The organism is Brucella sp. NBRC 12953, assembly GCF_040369775.1.
GTDB lineage: Bacteria > Pseudomonadota > Alphaproteobacteria > Rhizobiales > Rhizobiaceae > Brucella > Brucella pseudogrignonensis.
Genome location: NZ_BAABSV010000010.1, coordinates 100,289 through 117,999, shown reverse-complemented (window position 1 = coordinate 117,999; position 17,711 = coordinate 100,289). Strand labels below are relative to the sequence as shown.

Sequence of the window (17,711 nt, the reverse complement as noted above, 5' to 3'; positions counted from 1 at the left end):
GATGGCAAAAGCTCCGCTGATCGCGCTTGAAGGCATTTATCGCCGCTATTCTGCCGGTGACGGCTTCACCCAGGTGCTCAACAATATCGCGCTGACGATTGAGCGTGGCGAGATGGTCGCCATTATCGGGGCTTCCGGCTCCGGCAAATCGACATTGATGAATATTCTGGGATGCCTCGACAGACCGTCCGAAGGGACCTATCGGATTTGCGGGCGGGAAACCGCAGATCTTTCCCCCGATGAACTTGCGCTGTTGCGACGCGAGCATTTCGGCTTTATCTTTCAACGCTATCACCTGCTCAGCGAACTCGATGCGGTCGGTAATGTTGAAATCCCTGCCATCTATGCGGGGCGCGACCGCAAGGCACGACGAGAAAAGGCCAGCAGCATCCTGCAACGCCTGGGTATGGGTGAACGACTGCACCATCGCCCCAATCAGCTTTCGGGCGGCCAGCAGCAGCGGGTTTCGATCGCCCGCGCGCTCATCAATGACGCTGCAGTGATCCTTGCCGATGAACCAACCGGTGCACTCGACCGCCAGAGCGGCGAGGATGTGCTTGCAATTTTACAGCAACTCAATGACGAGGGTCACACGATCATTATTGTCACCCATGATCGTGCCGTCGCCGAACGGGCCAACCGCATCATCGAAATCAGCGACGGGACGATCATTGCCGATGATCGCAAGGCCAGGCGTGTGGGGGGCGAGCAGCCACATCAGCCTCAACCGTCAGCAGGCAATGGCAGGTCGCATTTTCTCAACGGATGGAAAGACCGGTTCCTCGAAGCCTTCGCTATGGCGCTGCGGTCGATGAATGCCCATCGCATGCGTACATTCCTTACCATGCTCGGCATCATCATCGGTACAGCTTCTGTGGTTTGCGTGATCGCGCTCGGCCAGGGCTCACAAAAGAAAATCCTTGAACAGATCAGCGATCTTGGCAGCAATACGCTTTATATCAGCCCCGGCCGCGGATTTGGTGATCTCAAGGCCGCGCAAATCACGACGCTGACGATCAGTGACGCCCAGCAGCTCGAAAAGATGCCCTATGTCATTGCGGCCACGCCTTTGGTGTCCACCGCCTCGACCGTGCGCGTGGGCAACAAGGAAGTCAGCGTGACCGTCAATGGCGTCGGCCCGCAATATTTCGTCACCCGGAAAAGCAGATTGCTCGAAGGGCGGTTCTTCGATCCCGCAGCCGTGCAACAGCGCGTCCAGGACGCGCTGATTGACGAAAATGCCCGCAAGACGCTGTTTGAGCATGAGCAGGGGACAGTGATCGGGAAGATTGTGATGCTGCGGCAGACGCCGCTGCGCATTATCGGTGTGGTGAAAGCGCAGGAACAGGGGATGGGTGCCTCGCAGAATCTTGAGATCTATCTGCCCTACACCACGGTGCAAACCCGCATGACCGGAACCCGTAGCCTGCAGTCGATCATCGTGCGTGTTGCCGATAGGATGGATCCGGCCACTGCCGAAAAGATCATCACATCCTTCCTGAGCTTGCGGCACGGGGCGAAAGACTTTTTCATCTTCAATACCAGCAGCCTGCAGAAGACCATTGAAGCAACCACCGCAACATTGGCTTTGCTGGTTGCAAGCATCGCCGGCATATCGCTTTTTGTCGGCGGCATTGGCGTGATGAACATCATGCTGGTCTCGGTATCCGAACGGATCAACGAGATTGGTGTGCGCATGGCCGTGGGGGCGCGACAAAGCGATATTCTGCAACAGTTCCTGATTGAATCGGTTCTGGTTTGCCTGCTAGGAGGGCTTGCCGGCACGGCCCTTGCGCTTGGCTTCGGAGTTGTGTTTGCCCAGTTCAACAGCATGTTCGCGCTCATCTATTCCACCGGCTCAATCCTGATCGCAATCCTTTGCTCATCGCTGATTGGCGTCGGGTTCGGCTTCATTCCGGCCCGCAACGCGTCCAGACTGGACCCGGTGGTGGCGCTCACACGCCATTAGAGGAAAGCATCTTTTGCTGTGATCCATTATCACAGCCGCTGCTGGAGGGGTGCGCTTTCATCCCTCAGAGTCCAGGCGGCGCTTGAGCCAGGTCAAGAGGGATCGCGGAACCGCCGGCCAAGCCTCAGGGGCCAGCCGCAATTATTAGCGGCAATTTCTTGCGATTGTTTGGCCCTGTCGGCGGGTGTTAGCCTGTGCAAGGCCAACAAAGACGTGAATGGCTTGCCGCCTGATGCCGCCTGATGCCGCCTGATGCCGAATGTCGCGCCGAATGTGACGCGGAATGTCACGCTGAGGTCCAGCCCGTTGCTCTGCCAACAAGAGTGATTTTTCCAGCCGTTCGGCCGGTCCGGGTCCCGGCAGAACGGTATCTGTGCACTGTTCTCATCCCCAGCCCTTTCATCCTCCTTTTTTAGTATCAGGATATCCGAATGCCAGAACATGATGCCGTAACAGCCTATCTTGCAAATGATGAAGAGATGCTCGCCGTAACGGCGCGCTCGGTGGTTCTCGAATTCCCCGGGGGTGAAACGATCGAAATCTGCTGGGAACCACCTCTTGCCGGTGACTGCCGGCCGCTTGCCATCGAGATCTGGGGAGGCAGACGCCTCCCACGGGACGATTCCGCCGAGCCCGACGAACGCATCACCACCTTATCGCTGTCGCCAAGTGCCGCAAATCTCGTTCTGGTTCGCCCCCATTGCCATCCGCGCGGGCAGGCGGGTGCGCGACAGCCAGATCTGGCCATCCCCTCGACAGGATCCAAGGTTGCACCCGATCGGGATCTTCTTTTCGAGCAGTCAAAGGAGTTTTCTCACCATGGAATGGGGGCAACCGATAGAGCTGGTCGGCAAGGATGATCAAAGCCGACTGACCATCACCAATATTGCCACGGCGCTCGATTGGCTATTGCAAACGCGCGCCTCCACGTCCCAGACGCACCTCCATGCTGCGGCGATCAATGCCTGTATCGCTGAGATGGAGGGGCAGTCCACGCAGGCTCGTGCCTTGTTTATCAGGGCCGCACGCGCGGCGGGCGTTCTGGTTGAAACCGCGCACTGGCGCGCCTGAGGGAGCGATGCGGTCATCGCCTTATGACAATGCAGGGCAACCGCGCGCAAGCGTAATGCCGCGGGAAGCGCATCAAGGACGGATAGCGGCCGCAAAAGCCCTCACCAGCGCCGGCAGCGCAGGCTTTTGACTTTTGAACAAAGGAAAAATTCCATGATTCAGAACAAGCCCGTGCAGAGCACGGCCATAGCAGCCATTGTGGCAGCCGTGCTGGTTGCAGCCATAATCGTCACGGCTATGTTTCTTCTGCTCAGCAATACCCCGTACTGACCGCCGCACAACGGCACGGTCAAGTCAGATCGCTGCCATCGAGCCGCGCGATGCGCGGACCGTTTTTCATTGGCAGCGGTCGCCGCAATCAAGCCCCGTGCCTGCATCTTCCGCGGCTGATCCGCGCCGCGCAGCCCAATCGTCGTCCTCACCCATCACGGCTTGTCCCCTTCGCTAGAAATCTGAACCCGCCCGGCAACAATGCAAGGCCACGTTTGTGCCAGGGCACCCCGTGTTTTTCCCCGCCGGTTCGGCTCCTCGCGCGCGCTGCGCTCCAAAAACCCGTTCAAACGAACCTTGCATCGCTGCCTGTGAGCGGGTTCGGCCGATCTCTCACGAAGGGAATTCGCCCTTTGGTTGAGGAGAATGCAAATGCCTGCAATCGGAACAATCAGCGCCGCCCCCAACGGCTGCTATCAGGGCTATCTGCGGACACTGATGCTTGATGCGCCGATCCGATTGGAGCCGATATCCAAATCATGCGAGACGGCCGCGGATTTCCGGATCCTGTCACAGGGCACACAAATCGGAACAGCCTTTATCCATGTCAATCCCGCAACCGCCAGCCAGGAGATCCTCCTGCGGATTGAAGCACCTGAACTGTCCCGGCCCATTCATGCTTTTATCTGTCTCACCCAGCAAACTGCGCAGTCGGTCCCGTTTGATATCATCTGGCAGCCGCACGGTCCACGGCGCTAGAGCCCAACACTGTTTGGGAACGTTATACGAAGATCTTCGTTGATGAACCACCAGCAGGGAAGGTCACAGATGGATCAGTTTTATGCGGCGCTGCATGAAGCGCTTAATTCCGATAATTTCAATGTCTGGCCACATATCATCACGCTGGCCGCCGCCTATGTTCTGGCGCTGCCGATCGGCTTTCATCGCGAGCGTGAGGAACGCAGCGCAGGCTTACGCACCTTTCCACTTGTCGCCGTCGCCAGTTGCGGCTTTGTGCAGGCGACCGAAGGGGTGACCACCGACAATCCGGAGGCACTCGCCCGGATTATCGAAGGGGTGATTACTGGCATGGGTTTTATCGGCGGTGGCGCCATTCTGCGCCTGAGCACTTCTGTCAAGGGAACCGCAACCGCCGCAAGCCTCTGGTCAACCGGTGCAATCGGTATCGCCTGTGCGGTCAATGCATTTGATGTCGCCATCATCATCATGATCTTCGCCTTGATCACGCTTGTCCTGTTCTCCAATGGCAAGGTGATCAAATCCGAGCCGTCAGACCAGCAACCGCCGCCTGATCCGGACAAGATTCTCTGAGATCGCATCAGCGACCAATGCCGCAAGAAGGATCGCAGTCGATCCAGCCATCGCGGCCCGCCTCGGATCTGGCGCTGCCTCATCCTCAACGCGAACTGCTCGCTGGCCCGGCAGGCCCAGCTGATATGGTCATCGGTGGATTTGACAGCTTCGCCGACAGCTACCGCGCCCGCATCAGTATGCGCGGTTGTGCACGGCCATCAATCGTCTCCGAAGACAAATTCTCCGCTGTGATCTGGTCTCCCGCAGCATATAGCATACAGGTCGGCGCCTTTGTGCTCTTTGCATCTTCACAGGACGTGATCGCCTGTGTTGCGGCCTCAGCCTGTGTCCTTGCCCATTTTGCGGTTCCCCACGCTCCTTCGCCGTTGGTAGCAAAGGCCTTCTCATAGGTTCTTTCGTGCTGGTATTCGACAAACGCGCTTTTTCCCTGATCCGTCAGGCCCCGCGGGAACGGCAGCCTTACGTCGTTCAAGGCCATGATTGCAACGCTGGGCAACGCATGCTTGTGCAAGAACTCTGCGACGCGCGGCCACCAGAATTCCTCGGGAGCTGACGCGAAAAATGCATGGCCGTCTTCATTGAACGGCGGTCCTTGGAAGAATTCAGCATGCCCGTCTTCATCCCGATAGCGATCAAACATCTCTCTGGCAAATTTAAGAGGGAACGACCTGTCGTTTTGTGCATAAATCCACAATGTGGGCGTCCGGGCTGAATGACCATAAGATTGCAAGGCAGCAAGCAATTCAGCTTTCCCGCAAATCGATCCATCCGCTTCGCCGGTTGCTCCCCTCCCGCCATCAAAGCTGATGACCGCCTGAACGCCAACTGGATTCGTCGCGCCGGCGGCAAGCACCGCGAAGCCACCAGCCGACAAACCCACAAGCACCGCTTTATCCGCAGACGCCCAGGGCTGGCCTGTGATTGCTTTGAGAGCAATGAGGACATCATCACGCGCCACTTTGCCGGCTCGCTGATGGCGTGGGATTGCACAGGAATTGCCCTCATAATCGGTGATGCCGCTTGAGCGGCCATATCCCTGTCGTAATACCACAACCGCCGCATAGCCATGCCTCGCAAATGTGATCGCCGCTGCCGAGAGGCGGTTCGGGTTCAATTCAAGCTTGTCTTGTTGAACCGACCCGTCGGCGCCGGGGGTGAGAAGTGCGACCGGCCATCTGCCCCGAGCGGAAGGACGCGTCACAAATGCATCAAGTGTCACGGGTCGACCGTCCGCGCCGTCGACCTGCAGTTGCATGGGTTCGCGGATGAGTCCCTCAAGCTGCAGATTGGTGGCAAGCGACAAGGTCGGCTTTGCGATGGCGACCGCGGGGACGCTCAGAACAACAGCCAGACGAATGATGATGTAAATGACGTTCATGGTCGTTCGTTCTACCATTTTCGAAATGCTCCCACCGGCGCGAAAGTTTGTTGGCATTCCGCTGCTTTGCGCTAGCCTAGCCAGTTACCTATGGGGCATCTATCCCAGTTTATTGGAGACCATCGGATCTGCAATTGCCTTCTGATCGCTGTGGTTCAACGCCTGATCTTTGTCCCGCAAAACTCTTCGTCTCAAATGCTGCGCGCCGGATATCCCCGTCCAACACGATAAGAACCGACCAACATGTGACCCAGTTAATTCGGTGATCTCTTGCTATGCGCGCCCGACATGGATCACAACCCGATCCGAGCGAGAGGCGTCATAGAGATCGAAATCGGCACGGTAAGCGCGGTCAATTGCCGACTGCCAAATCTGCTGCCATTGGGCAATCAACGCCTGCGGCTGTTCTCCGATCACTTCGAACTGCGCAACGGTCTGCGCCGGAATCGTGACCACCGAAAAATCGCTCTCCTCGGAAAAATCAGCAGGCACCTTGTATCCGATGGTCATGCAGAACGGCGCAAGATGATCGCCTTCGTAGGAGTGATAAACGCAATAAATGTCATTTCCCGCTTTTGAGGAGATAAAATTCCCGATATCTGCTTTGAAGAATTGTTCCCACAACGCTTCAATGCGCTCAGGCTGAGCATTGCTGAGCCGCGCCGATAGACCGGCAATCTTGAATTGTGTTAGTTTCGCGCGCTGCATTCCCTTGGCCTTAAATCAGATTATTGGATTACCATAAATTATTGCGGGAATATTGATCGCCGCCAGGTGCCGTTAATATCAGGCTTTCTTCACCTCCAGCATCTGTTCGACACCCTTCAACCATGCTCGCACTCTCCATGCTCCCACTTTGTCAAAGCAGCCCTTGGCCAAGCGCTTTGCTGCTGGCTTCGCGCGTCCTTGTTTGCAGCCATGCGTTTGACGATGCGCGGTGCAAAGCCTGCCGGGCGACATCCGTCTTCGCAGCAAAGGAACAGGGCAGGGCCATGCTCTTTGTCTGTTCAGTGGCAATCCCGCGGGATATTTCACCTTGGCGAGCGATGCTGGTTCTCACACTCAATGCTTTGCAAATTCGCGTTGGCAGCGAACCGGGCGAGTTTCTCTCACCCGCTTATGTTGCCGCACCAATCGAACAGATCACAATGCGCAGCCGACAACGATCAGTCGAATGGCTTGTTGATAATGAGTTCGACATTGAGATCTTCCGGTGTCCCCAGTCTGAACGCACGATCCAGTGCCGGATCATTCATCGCCAGTTCAAGGCTCAAGGCAGCGAGCGATGCCTGGGTTTGAGGGCCGTCGCGAATGATTGCGTCTGGCGACGAATGGTCGATCACAATCGCAAAGATCGAAAGGGTGCCATCCGCATTGTCGACAATTTCTACTGTCCGTGATTGCTGCGGATAATCAATATGCGCTGCGGTATTGATTTCCCAAATGCCGTGTCCTTCATTGCGCGGATCAAAATGTCCCCAGATCCGGTTGCAATGGGTATGCCCGTTCACCCACAATATGACATTGGGGTATCGTGCCAGAAGCGCCAGAAAGGCATCGGACCCCAAACGCGTCACGCCGTGTTCTGCGGGAGGTATTCCCTTGAAATTATCAAAGGTGATGGAATTATGATGAGAGAAGATTGTGACCAGCTCATCTTTGTTTCGGGTGGAAACCTGTGTGCCATCCGCTGTGCGATAACGCGAGGAGACGGAGCGCAACTGCGCCTCCAGCCATTGCGCTTGCCTGATATCCAGCGAGCCATCTGGTCCTCCCTGCGGATTGGTGGTATCAAGCATGATACCCGTCATCCCTTCCGCCATCCTGAAGCGATAATAGGCGTTTTGAGTGGTCAGATTGTCGTCTGAGAAGCCATGCCCGTGTGGGCCTTGGGGGCCGGCACTGTCGATATGTAGTTTGATGAACTCGGATTTTGTGAACGGTCGGCGTGCCGGGGCGGCTTTCACGATTCTGGCCGGGAGCGACGCAATCATCTGCTCGACAATGTCGCCATCGCCCTGAACCAATTCACCAATGAAGTCGCTTGCGCTCATCCCGCGTGGCAATGAAACCGGGGCTCGGCTCCCAACGCCTATTGCCGCAGTGAATGCATTGACATTGCCACTGGAAAACACCCCGAAATCCAGCTCGTCGTGGTTGCCGAACCCGGTATACCAGGGCATGTTCAGCCCCTGTGTCACAACCGGCCTGTTTATTGCGCTCAGGAAACCCTCAACAACGGGGTAGCCATAGGCTCTTTTCCAGAGATCATCAGCTTGGCCGCCCGGGCTTGGTTCAGGATGCCAGTAAGCATCATAGGTTTCTTGCGAAACCACGGCATTGTCTTGAATCCCCACATAGGGGGCATCTGCGGCTGACATCGCTGTTATGCCGCCGTTTAAGGTCGTTATCACGGCCTGCAATTCATGGGTGGCTCTGGTATCGGCATTGTCTCCGGTGGATATTGCAAAGTCAAATGTCCTGCCCGAAACCGGCCCCTTCTGCACAATGTTGATGCGCCGCACCATGGCGTCCAGCACTTGCAAGGTGAGTGTGTCATGGGGCCGCCAGGCATTCGACAAGGGCGCGCCATCGATAACCCCGTTGAGGCCGCCAAACTGCCGCATGAAGGCGGCATGACTTGGCGAGGCGGCATCGATGATGTGCAAATCGGTCAGGTGCACAAAGGCCGCCAGCGCCGTTCGGCGTGTGTCGCGCTGCGGCTTTGCTCCAGCCAGATCCTCCCTGACAATAATCGGAAGCGGATTGTCGGTGGTCAGTTTGCGATAACGCTTGCCCTTGGTTAAATATTCGCCTGGAACAACAGCGTGATCAAGGGTTGTCACCGGCGTAGAGATATAGCCTTGCGCATGGGCACGTCCAAGACCGCAGTTGCAGAACCCCGACAGCAGCGGAGACACAGTGGAGGCCGCCAGGCCAGCTTTCAGCAAAGAACGCCTTGAAACAATTGGCTCATCTGTCATGTCCACACCTCAAACCTAACTTCCCGCAGGCAAATCTCTGCTTGGTTAAATTGTAATATAGTGGAGAATAGAGATAAAAGTTATCTGCATTAAATAGTGTAGTATTATGAAGATGAGTAAAATATAGAATGCCCTGTCAGAAGAATGTGATCAAATAGTTCATTGCTTTGCGCAGGACATAGCAGTCAGGCCATGGGGGCAGTCAGGCCATGGGGGCAGTCAGGCCATGGGGGCATGGGGGCATGCGGGCATGGGGCCGGCGTGTCCCCCGGCATTGGTGCGCTTCTAACCCATTGTCTTGATGGTGCTGGCGGAGAGCCCTTGCTTGTCTGCCGATGCGCCAAAGCTGAATGGAGGCCTTTGCTCTGTCTTCGCGTCCCTTAACCGATATGACCTGCAAACAAGGAGGCTGGTTGATCGGGGGGGATGACACCGAATTCCACGCGGGACGCGATCGCGACCAAGCCGCGCCAGCGCTGCAATTCCGATCGGCTCTGCCATTTTTGTCGATTGATAAAACGGCGAGAGCCCAAGGCAAGCAAAATCCTCTGCCACGGGCATTCTGGGGCTGATCTCGTCGGGTTGCGCGGTGGCCTTAACAGGATTGTGTCGGCCGGTCACATTCGGGCGCTCGATCAAGGCCTTGCAGCCAGCCCATCGGCACGGCGCGATATCTGCGCTTGTGAAGGGGCATGGCTGTCGTCGATCGAAGCTGTAGCGAAGACGAATAGTGCACACCGGCCGCAGCGTCCGCTGTGCAATCTTGTCAATCAATTTCCGACATAGATATCGATCGCACTATTGCCGCGCTGTGCAACAGGCGTATCCAAACAGCCAACACCATCGCATTTTGCCGCGAACATAACCGGGCGGGGCGATTGACTGGGATTGGGCGCACTCTCGTCGACCGGACCGCCGTAATATTCCTTGATCATGGTGGTCCATCCAAGGACAGGATCATCCTGGTGGCTGAACTGCGCGTTTACAAACCGCGAATGGTTGTTTGCATTACTGATGCGCCAGCTGTTGTATTTAACGGCATCGCCGCAGGAGCCGGTGTTTTTATCGGTGACATTTTTGACCGTGTAATCGGATCCAGCGGCGATTGTCACGGGTGCGCTGGGCGGCGGGGTCAGCCAATTATCACCCATGCAATGGGAATAGGTGTCTGGATCCCCCGCCTTGGTGAGCTGATTGATTGCCTCCACCGTCACCGGGTCTCCCCCATCGTTGTGGAATGTAAATGTGTATTCTGCGCCAGCAAGACTTGGGCAGCTTGAAAGAAGCAAAAGGCAAAAGGCCGTAAAGTACAGTTTATTTTTCATGATGAATCCTGAGGCAAGCTGGTGCTCGACTTCACATTGAACGGGGCGCTGGCACGACCGCCTCACGGACCTCGCAGAGGCCGGGCTCGTGGGGCCGCTCTGAGCGCAGCGCAGCGCATGAGACGGGTTGAGGAAAATCAGGCGCCGCTGCACTGAAACATGTTGGCTCATATTGTCCAATCGCAACAGGGTGGGAGACATATCAGCAGTCGCTGCCACTTCCAAAAGCAGACGCAATATGCAAGGCCAGATAAAGGCGTCTCTCAATGCAAGCATCGCAGCATGGCAACAGGGCAGTTTGGAGAGGGGCACTCTGAACGGAGCGAGGGGGAACTCTATCAATTCAGAGTGCTACGCTTGTGCAGGTGTGGGCAACACAATGCGCGGTTACACTAGATCAGTCTGGCTGAAAAATGCCAACGCCAAGTCGGTGGGAGCAACATCATCAGGTGCGATCGCCCACGGCATCCTGTCGCAATGCCTCCGCAACAATCCACCGGCAGAACCGTGCCGTCTCGGTTCGGACGAGCGGCGTTTTCCTGCGCCTTTCAGATCACATGCGATGGGCTTGCAAGGCCGCGCAAAAACTCTGCTTTTTGAGACCCCTGCCGGGTCGCGGAATTTGAACGAAAATCGCGACATGATTTTCAGAAGGATTGCCATCACAATGATGGCGGAACACAAAGCGCATTGCATCAGGAGGAGATCAGATGAATAGTCTTCATTAGACTGCGCTAATCTTTATTTGAACTATATATAAATTAAAGCAACTATTATTATTCTGTTTAACTTTGCTCGAATTTATTGTTAATAACACGCGTTGCAGACGAAGCAAATGCCCTTGATGAGGTAAATGAAGGTACGCGCATCCTGACCGGCACCCATTGTTATATCGACAAAACCAACAGCGCGGGTGGCGCCTTTCGGCGGCAGGGGCGGGTTCTGGCTGTCCATGTCTGGCAGGAACGTAACGGCAATTGCATCCAGGCTGATACGGATGACAGTCGAAAGCGTCGGGTGGGCATAAAAGAGGGTTGCCGAAATGGCTTGAGCGGCGGGCAGGCTGCCCGGATCGCGCTCGACGCTCTGGCAAATCTGATCCAACCATCCCAGCGTGAGCCTTCGCGCCGGCTGCAGCGCGATCAAGGCCACCAGCAAGAACTGGGCGTGTTGCCACACCAGCAACGCATCCCGGATCATGTGGCGAACAGCGAAACCTTGAGACGCCAGCTGCTTTCAAAACGAACCGATAATTTTATTTTAGGAGTAATGTCATGAGTGATGTCGAGCATTTACATCAGCTCATCCTCAATCTCGCCGCTCGCCTTCAGGCCACTGAGGCTGTTGCAAATGCGGCGATAGCACTGGCTGTCACCCGCACCGCCAGCACGACAGAAACTGTCGAGCCGTCGCTTGAAACAATCTTTGCGCGGTTGCTGGAGAGTGCAGCCGCAGCGCCAGATCAGGCAACAAAGAAAGAGCTGGATATCTGGATGCGTTCACGCGAGCAGGATTTCCTCAATGCCAGTCTGCAAAAGATCAAGCTGCAGCGTGACGCGCTTTCCCCGACCCAAGAACAGATCGTCAATTGAACTTCAAAGGCACGATTATATCATGAAGACTACGCTTTTTATCGCCGCCCTCAGTCTGGCCTTGCCTGCCGCCACTGCCGTTCTCGCCGCGCCATTGCCCAATGGTGCAAGCACGCTCACGGAAACCTATCAGGACTGGTCGGTCTCCTGTCAGTCCGTTAAAGACCGGACAAACTGCGTGATGAGCCAGATGCAGAGCAGCCCTGAAACACGCCAGCGCGTGCTGACTGTCGAACTGCGCAATGTGCAGGGTAAAGCCGACGGTGTCGTTGTGATGCCATTCGGGCTTGACCTGCCGAAGGGGGCCACGGCCAAGATTGCAGGAACCCCGCTATCCCCCCTTAAGTTCTCAACATGCCTCCCACAGGGCTGCCTCGCGCCGGTGACATGGGACAGCAAAATGTTCAAGTCAGCTGAGGCTCTCGACTTGACTGCGACGGCGCTCAGCCCGTCCCAGCCGGTGGCCTTCAAAATATCGCTGAAAGGCTTTTCGGCCGCGTTTGATCGCATTGTCGCGCTCGGCAAAGAGTGACGGCTGGCAAGGCGGTTCAGTTCCTGAGCCGCCTCTCGCTCAGCAAGCACCAATACACGCAGGTCCACGGCATTTCGGGACGCTGTTGACGCTCATCAGCCCAGGCGGGACAAAGCGTCATGCGTCCCGAAAAAACACAGCAATATCGCCCGCACCACTTCGCGTGACCGGATAGCCGTTATCAGTAAACTTGATGCGCTCGGCCTTGATTGCCATAGCCTCGCTGGGGTGGGTTTTGTTGTCAAACAAAGCCAGTCCGGACCAAAATGATCAACCCGCCGGATGGAAGCGGAAGTTTTCCGGCCCGCCATGTCCCGCTGTTTAGAAGGACGACCCTGTGCTCCAACAACATCATCTCGATGCCGCGCTCCGGGCGGCAAAAAAATGCTTTACCGATCGGTTCAAAGGCGCGTCACACCTGTTTGTGGCGGGATCGATCATGCGCGGTGAGGGCAATCCACTGTCGGACATCGATCTGGTCGTGGTCTACCCGAAGCTTGAAAGAGCGCGGCGGGAGTCTTTCATCACAGACGGATTGCCTGTCGAAGCTTTCGTGCATGATCGAGAGACTTTGGCCTATTTTGTGAAAAGTGATGTCGACAGTGGCGTGCCAAGCATCCTTCATATGATCGGCGATGGCGTGATCATAAGCGAAGCGCCAGATGAGGCCGAAAGCCTGCAGCAACAGATGCGCACAATATTGGCGCGCGGCCCCAATCCGCTTTCTGGTGAACGCTACGATGCCATGCGCTACTTCTTGAGTGATCTGGTTGACGACCTTGCCGCAGAACGGCCTTTGGATGAAACTGCAGCCGTGTCGGCCATGATTTACCCTCGGCTTATTGATCTTGTCCTCCTGGGCCGCAGCCAATGGACCGGAAAGGGAAAGTGGGGACCCCGCCTTTTGCGCCGGACTGATCCCGCGCTCGCGGACCGAATGACCAAGGCCTTTCAAAAGGCAGTGCAAGGTGATGCTGCAGAACTGCTCGCGCTCGCCAGGCAAGTTCTGGATCAACACGGGGGGAGATATTTTGACGGCTATCATGTCGAAGCGCCCACGCAGGCGAGGCTTGCCGCAGCCAGCAGCCGTCGCCCGTCGAAAAGCAAGGCGCAGATTGATTGACCACCGCGCGCGGTTCTGCGCTTGAAAACGGGTTGGATGAGCAGCGCATCCATAAACATCTGCAAAAAATGCGCCGGAGGCCAGTATGCGCTAGCCGCCTCTCTCTTCGGAACTCCGTGACCTCCCGCCTACTCGTCGTTCAACACACGCTTCGCGGTTGGGTTGCCTCAGCTCCCGTCGTCATCTCGCCATTCCGGATTGCTTGCGGCGTCTTCCGACGTATCAAATGACCAGCAGACCACCATCGCACCCGACGCGGTCCCCAGCAGCAAGGAGCCCCAATCCACATCGGTGATGTAGCAATAGATACACCATGTGAAAAAAACCGCTGTCCCGCCGATCCACCATGGTAGGTCGGGAAGAAACTGGCGTGATCTGTCATTTTTGGGCGGCGGGGGATGCATCACCAATTTTATGCAGGATAAGATAAAATTAGCTAGTGTTTTTTTAGCGCTTTACGTTGACAACTTCGCGATTTTTTAGCGATCGGCAGCCCAATTGCCTCACGAAGCGGGATTGCGAAGATCTTGGCACGGCTGAAAAATCCCCAATCTGCCCTGAACAAAGCGTCCTTGCGGGCGTGAAACCTGCAAATGGCTAAGCTGGCAGATCCTTGCGTAGGGTCTTTCGCGTGCAACTACGGCGTTTCCGCTCGTTTGAGAACCCATGAGTTTCAAACAGTTGCTTGCCTTTCTCTCCCCGTACCCTATCCTAACGATGCATGTCACAGACTGAAACAATTCCAACGTCGACGGCGCCTTTTTTGCCCTCCCTCTTTTCATCTCCCGCCTTTCATCGTGTTCGACCACTCGAAGCGCACCGCTGGGCAAGCGTGTCCAGCCTCGAAGAACTGGCCTTCTTCCTCGATCTTGACGGAACTTTGCTGGATCTCGCGGCAACGCCTGATGGTGTGAGCGCGGAGCCGGACTTGCAGCAAAATCTGCAGCGCCTCTCTGAGCGAAACCATGGCGCGCTGGCGATCGTCACAGGGCGCTCGCTGGCCTTTGTGGAGGCATTGTTCCCTCACCACGAATTTGCCGTTGCCGGCCTCCATGGCGCAGAACTGAAACTACATGGACAGGCTGAGGCACTCAACGGTGCGGACATGTCTTGCGACAGCGGAAATCAGGCGAGTTATCTGGCGGCGCGAGCGGACGCGAAGGCTGCTGCATTGCGCCTTTCGGGGGTGATTTTCGAAGACAAGGGCCGGGCATTCGCGCTGCATTACCGTCGTGCACTGCAGCATGCGGGTCTCGTCCTTCAAATTATGAAACAGGCCGTCATGACGGCCGGCGCCGCCTATAGTTTGCAGGCCGGAAAGTTCGTATATGAAGTCAAGCCGGGTGGAAGTAGCAAGGCTACAGCGGTTAACTTCTTCATGCAAACACCTGCCTTCAAGGGTCGATTGGCCATTGCTGCGGGCGATGATCTGACCGACGAAGCGATGTTTGCGGAAATCAACGCCCGGGGAGGGGCCACAATACGCGTCGGTCATCTGACGAACGGAAACAAAACCTGTGCCGCAATGGTTATCGGATCCCCAGCATTATTCAGGAATTGGATCAGGAGCATTGGTTGTGAAGCAGATGAATGAGCGTTTGCGTGGGTTTTCGCGAATGGCGTTGAAAGTGCGGGAGACATTGTGGTGAGCAGGCTGGTTGTTGTTTCCAATCGGGTCCCCGACCCGGACCGTCCGCCGCAGGGAGGACTGGCCGTAGCGGTCCAGGCTGCCTTAAACGAACGCGGTGGCATCTGGATGGGATGGTCGGGGCGCAGCAGCGGCGCAAAGGAACCCGGCCCCCTGACGATCCGCGAGGAAGGCGCTATCACTTACGCCCTTTCTGATTTGTCCGACCAGGATCTTGCCGAATATTATGCAGGTCTTGCCAATAGTGTGCTCTGGCCACTCTGTCATTATCGCCTAGATCTGACCGATTATGCACGTCGCGATATGGCGGGCTATCTGAGGGTAAACCGGCTGTTTGCCGAACGTTTGCGGCCGTTGATCCGTCCCGATGATGTCATATGGATCCATGACTATCATCTTTTACCATTGGCGGCAGAGCTTCGACAGATGGGCGTCCTCAACCGGATCGGCTTTTTCATGCACATCCCATGGCCGTCACCGGATGTGTTCTTCACTTTGCCAGTCCAGGCTGCTCTTTTGACGGCGATGACCGCCTTTGATCTTATCGGTTTCCAGACCGAGGATGATGCCGAGAATTTTGCGCTGTGTTTGCGTCGAAGCGGGATCGCAAATCCGGTCGACGGAAAGCCCGGTTTGTTCGATAATCCGATGCGGCGCTTTCGCGTCGGGGCCTTTCCGATTGGTATCGACGTCAGTTCTTTTTCCGGTTCTCTGCCCTCAAACGGCACCACCTCGACGATAAAGCGGTTTCAGCAGTCCTTGGAGGGGCGCGATCTGATTGTAGGCGTGGATCGGCTTGACTACACCAAGGGAATACCGGAACGGCTGCGCGGCTTTCGCCGTTTCCTGGAGGTCAATCCGGCCTGGCATGGCCGCATAACCATGCTGCAAATCACTCCGAAAAGTCGCTCTGATGTCGCCGAATATGACGCGCTGCAACACGAAGTCGCCGAGATTGCCGGACATATCAACGGTGCAATGGGCCGGCTCGATTGGACGCCGGTGCGCTATGTCAATCGGGCCTTCGGTCAACAATTGCTCTCTGCAATCTATCGCATGGCGAAAGTTGGGCTGGTGACCCCGCTCCGCGACGGTATGAATCTGGTTGCAAAGGAATATGTCGCAGCGCAGGATCCTGAAAATCCGGGGGTTCTGGTTCTTTCGCGCTTTGCTGGAGCCGCCCACGAACTGGGCGAGGGCGCGCTTCTGGTCAATCCATATGATGTTGAGACGATTGCCGATGCGCTGGCGCGCGCAGCTTCCATGCCGCTTGAACAGCGGCTACAGCGCTATCAATCCATGATGAAGGCTGTGACAACCAATGATGTATTTCATTGGTGCCGCAATTATCTTGATCAGCTTTCCGGATCGCAGCAGGACCGGTAGCCGTCACGCAAAAGCCGACCATGCGAGACGGTCGGCTTTTCGATTTCTCAACGCAGATGATCAGGCAGCGAGCGCCTCATCGGTTGCGGTTGGCACTTCCGATATGGTCTTAAGCACCTGCGAAGCGATCTGATATGGGCAACCCTGTGAATTGGGTCGACGATCTTCAAGATAGCCCTTGTAGTTGTTCTGGATGAAGGAATGCGGAACGCGGATCGATGCGCCACGGTCAGCCACACCATAGGAGAACTTGTTCCATGGCGCCGTCTCGTGCTTGCCGGTCAGTCGCATGTGATTATCGGGGCCATAAACGTCGATATGGGCCTGGAGGTTCTTGTCAAACTGCGCCATCAATGCTTCAAAATAGGCTTTGCCACCGACTTCGCGCATGAATTTTGTCGAGAAATTGCAATGCATGCCCGAACCGTTCCAGTCGGTGTCACCGAGTGGCTTGCAATGGAACTCAATATCGATGCCGTACTGTTCGCACAGGCGCAGCAGTAGATAGCGGGCGATCCAGATCTGGTCAGCGGCGTTGCGCGAGCCTTTACCGAAGACCTGGAACTCCCACTGGCCCTTGGCGACTTCCGCATTGATGCCTTCATGATTGATGCCGGCTTCAAGGCAAAGATCGAGGTGTTCCTCGACGATCTTGCGGGCAATCGAACCAATATTCTTATAGCCAACGCCGGTGTAATAAGGACCCTGCGGTGCCGGAAAACCCTGTTCTGGAAAGCCGAGTGGCCGACCGTTTTCGTAGAAGAAATATTCCTGCTCGAAGCCGAACCATGCGTCTTCATCGTCAAGGACAGTCGCGCGACTGTTGGAAGGATGCGGGGTGACGCCATCTGGCATCATGACTTCGCACATGACAAGCGCGCCATTGCGGCGGGCCGGATCCGGATAGATCGCGACAGGCTTCAACACGCAATCCGAGCTGCGGCCCTCTGCCTGCATGGTCGAGGATCCATCGAAACCCCAGAACGGAAGCTGATCAAGGCTTGGGAACGCATCATATTCCTTGATCTGGGTTTTACCGCGCAGGTTCGGTGTCGGGGTGTATCCATCCAACCAGATATATTCGAGCTTAAATTTTGTCATCGCCTAGTCTCTTTTGTTCTGCGTCTGAAACCAAATCCTTGCGGTGCCGCCGGCCTG

Annotated in this window: 16 protein-coding genes; 10 read left to right on the top strand and 6 right to left on the bottom strand. The window is 56.2% G+C overall.

The features are described 5' to 3' along the window. Position 1 precedes the first annotated feature (1 nt). The 5 genes from ABWV94_RS20470 to ABWV94_RS20450 all read left to right on the top strand — a co-directional run bounded on the left by ABWV94_RS20470 (position 2) and on the right by ABWV94_RS20450 (position 4,582). Positions 2–1,969, top strand: a complete 1,968-nt coding sequence (locus tag ABWV94_RS20470) for a MacB family efflux pump subunit (protein WP_353415181.1) — start codon at positions 2–4, stop codon at positions 1,967–1,969. Positions 1,970–2,400: 431 nt separating this feature from the next. Next, positions 2,401–2,829, top strand: coding sequence for a hypothetical protein (locus tag ABWV94_RS20465; RefSeq protein WP_353415180.1), 429 nt, complete (start codon positions 2,401–2,403; stop codon positions 2,827–2,829). Continuing rightward, positions 2,789–3,040 carry a DUF982 domain-containing protein gene (locus tag ABWV94_RS20460; protein ID WP_113496228.1) on the top strand — a complete coding sequence of 84 codons (252 nt, stop codon included), beginning with the start codon at positions 2,789–2,791 and terminating at the stop codon, positions 3,038–3,040. The genes ABWV94_RS20465 and ABWV94_RS20460 overlap by 41 nt, the downstream gene beginning before the upstream one ends. Before the next feature lie 642 nt (positions 3,041–3,682). After that, the gene (locus tag ABWV94_RS20455; RefSeq protein WP_353415179.1) at positions 3,683–4,009 is read left to right on the top strand and encodes a DUF736 family protein; all 327 of its coding nucleotides are present in this window, start codon (positions 3,683–3,685) and stop codon (positions 4,007–4,009) included. A gap of 69 nt (positions 4,010–4,078) precedes the next feature. Then, positions 4,079–4,582, top strand: a complete 504-nt coding sequence (locus tag ABWV94_RS20450; protein WP_113496226.1) for an MgtC/SapB family protein — start codon at positions 4,079–4,081, stop codon at positions 4,580–4,582. A 160-nt stretch (positions 4,583–4,742) separates the two neighbouring features. Here ABWV94_RS20450 and ABWV94_RS20445 read toward each other — a convergent pair whose 3' ends face one another. The 5 genes from ABWV94_RS20445 to ABWV94_RS20425 form a co-directional block, all read right to left on the bottom strand. Continuing rightward, the gene (locus ABWV94_RS20445) at positions 4,743–5,981 is read right to left on the bottom strand and encodes an alpha/beta hydrolase family protein (RefSeq protein ID WP_353415178.1); all 1,239 of its coding nucleotides are present in this window, start codon (positions 5,979–5,981) and stop codon (positions 4,743–4,745) included. A gap of 255 nt (positions 5,982–6,236) precedes the next feature. Next, positions 6,237–6,671 carry a GyrI-like domain-containing protein gene (locus ABWV94_RS20440; RefSeq protein ID WP_353415177.1) on the bottom strand — a complete coding sequence of 145 codons (435 nt, stop codon included), beginning with the start codon at positions 6,669–6,671 and terminating at the stop codon, positions 6,237–6,239. Between the two features lie 458 nt (positions 6,672–7,129). After that, the gene (locus ABWV94_RS20435) at positions 7,130–8,947 is read right to left on the bottom strand and encodes a TIGR03767 family metallophosphoesterase (RefSeq protein WP_353415176.1); all 1,818 of its coding nucleotides are present in this window, start codon (positions 8,945–8,947) and stop codon (positions 7,130–7,132) included. Positions 8,948–9,717: 770 nt separating this feature from the next. Next, positions 9,718–10,272 carry a hypothetical protein gene (locus ABWV94_RS20430; protein ID WP_162761789.1) on the bottom strand — a complete coding sequence of 185 codons (555 nt, stop codon included), beginning with the start codon at positions 10,270–10,272 and terminating at the stop codon, positions 9,718–9,720. Positions 10,273–11,079: 807 nt separating this feature from the next. Then, complete coding sequence (locus tag ABWV94_RS20425; RefSeq protein ID WP_162761790.1) at positions 11,080–11,451, bottom strand: hypothetical protein; 372 nt, start codon at positions 11,449–11,451, stop codon at positions 11,080–11,082. A gap of 95 nt (positions 11,452–11,546) precedes the next feature. Here ABWV94_RS20425 and ABWV94_RS20420 point away from each other — a divergent pair, with 95 nt between their 5' ends. From ABWV94_RS20420 to otsA, 5 genes are all read left to right on the top strand, one after another. Next, positions 11,547–11,864 (top strand): hypothetical protein, encoded by a 318-nt coding sequence (locus ABWV94_RS20420; protein ID WP_113500029.1) that lies wholly within the window; start codon positions 11,547–11,549, stop codon positions 11,862–11,864. Positions 11,865–11,886: 22 nt separating this feature from the next. Next, complete coding sequence (locus ABWV94_RS20415) at positions 11,887–12,396, top strand: invasion associated locus B family protein (protein WP_353415175.1); 510 nt, start codon at positions 11,887–11,889, stop codon at positions 12,394–12,396. A 337-nt stretch (positions 12,397–12,733) separates the two neighbouring features. After that, on the top strand, positions 12,734–13,519 hold the full coding sequence (locus tag ABWV94_RS20410) for a nucleotidyltransferase domain-containing protein (RefSeq protein WP_353415174.1): 786 nt from the start codon (positions 12,734–12,736) through the stop codon (positions 13,517–13,519). An 832-nt stretch (positions 13,520–14,351) separates the two neighbouring features. Continuing rightward, positions 14,352–15,113, top strand: coding sequence for a trehalose-phosphatase (otsB, locus tag ABWV94_RS20405; RefSeq protein WP_353415173.1), 762 nt, complete (start codon positions 14,352–14,354; stop codon positions 15,111–15,113). Positions 15,114–15,164: 51 nt separating this feature from the next. Then, positions 15,165–16,553, top strand: coding sequence for an alpha,alpha-trehalose-phosphate synthase (UDP-forming) (gene otsA / locus ABWV94_RS20400; RefSeq protein ID WP_353415172.1), 1,389 nt, complete (start codon positions 15,165–15,167; stop codon positions 16,551–16,553). Positions 16,554–16,613: 60 nt separating this feature from the next. On the opposite strand, the gene ABWV94_RS20395 is transcribed toward otsA, so the two are convergent. Next, the gene (locus ABWV94_RS20395) at positions 16,614–17,654 is read right to left on the bottom strand and encodes a glutamine synthetase beta-grasp domain-containing protein (protein ID WP_113500040.1); all 1,041 of its coding nucleotides are present in this window, start codon (positions 17,652–17,654) and stop codon (positions 16,614–16,616) included. Between the last annotated feature and the right edge of the window lie 57 nt (positions 17,655–17,711).

What these genes read in the sequence shown, in the direction of transcription:
- ABWV94_RS20455 (WP_353415179.1), top strand. Translation starts at nt 3,683, where the DNA reads ATGCCTGCAATCGGAACAATCAGCGCCGCCCCCAACGGCTGCTATCAG.
- ABWV94_RS20435 (WP_353415176.1), bottom strand. Translation starts at nt 8,947, where the DNA reads ATGACAGATGAGCCAATTGTTTCAAGGCGTTCTTTGCTGAAAGCTGGC.
- ABWV94_RS20420 (WP_113500029.1), top strand. Translation starts at nt 11,547, where the DNA reads ATGAGTGATGTCGAGCATTTACATCAGCTCATCCTCAATCTCGCCGCT.
- ABWV94_RS20395 (WP_113500040.1), bottom strand. Translation starts at nt 17,654, where the DNA reads ATGACAAAATTTAAGCTCGAATATATCTGGTTGGATGGATACACCCCG.
- ABWV94_RS20465 (WP_353415180.1), top strand. Translation starts at nt 2,401, where the DNA reads ATGCCAGAACATGATGCCGTAACAGCCTATCTTGCAAATGATGAAGAG.
- ABWV94_RS20440 (WP_353415177.1), bottom strand. Translation starts at nt 6,671, where the DNA reads ATGCAGCGCGCGAAACTAACACAATTCAAGATTGCCGGTCTATCGGCG.
- ABWV94_RS20450 (WP_113496226.1), top strand. Translation starts at nt 4,079, where the DNA reads ATGGATCAGTTTTATGCGGCGCTGCATGAAGCGCTTAATTCCGATAAT.
- ABWV94_RS20415 (WP_353415175.1), top strand. Translation starts at nt 11,887, where the DNA reads ATGAAGACTACGCTTTTTATCGCCGCCCTCAGTCTGGCCTTGCCTGCC.
- ABWV94_RS20445 (WP_353415178.1), bottom strand. Translation starts at nt 5,981, where the DNA reads ATGGTAGAACGAACGACCATGAACGTCATTTACATCATCATTCGTCTG.
- ABWV94_RS20430 (WP_162761789.1), bottom strand. Translation starts at nt 10,272, where the DNA reads ATGAAAAATAAACTGTACTTTACGGCCTTTTGCCTTTTGCTTCTTTCA.
- ABWV94_RS20460 (WP_113496228.1), top strand. Translation starts at nt 2,789, where the DNA reads ATGGAATGGGGGCAACCGATAGAGCTGGTCGGCAAGGATGATCAAAGC.
- ABWV94_RS20470 (WP_353415181.1), top strand. Translation starts at nt 2, where the DNA reads ATGGCAAAAGCTCCGCTGATCGCGCTTGAAGGCATTTATCGCCGCTAT.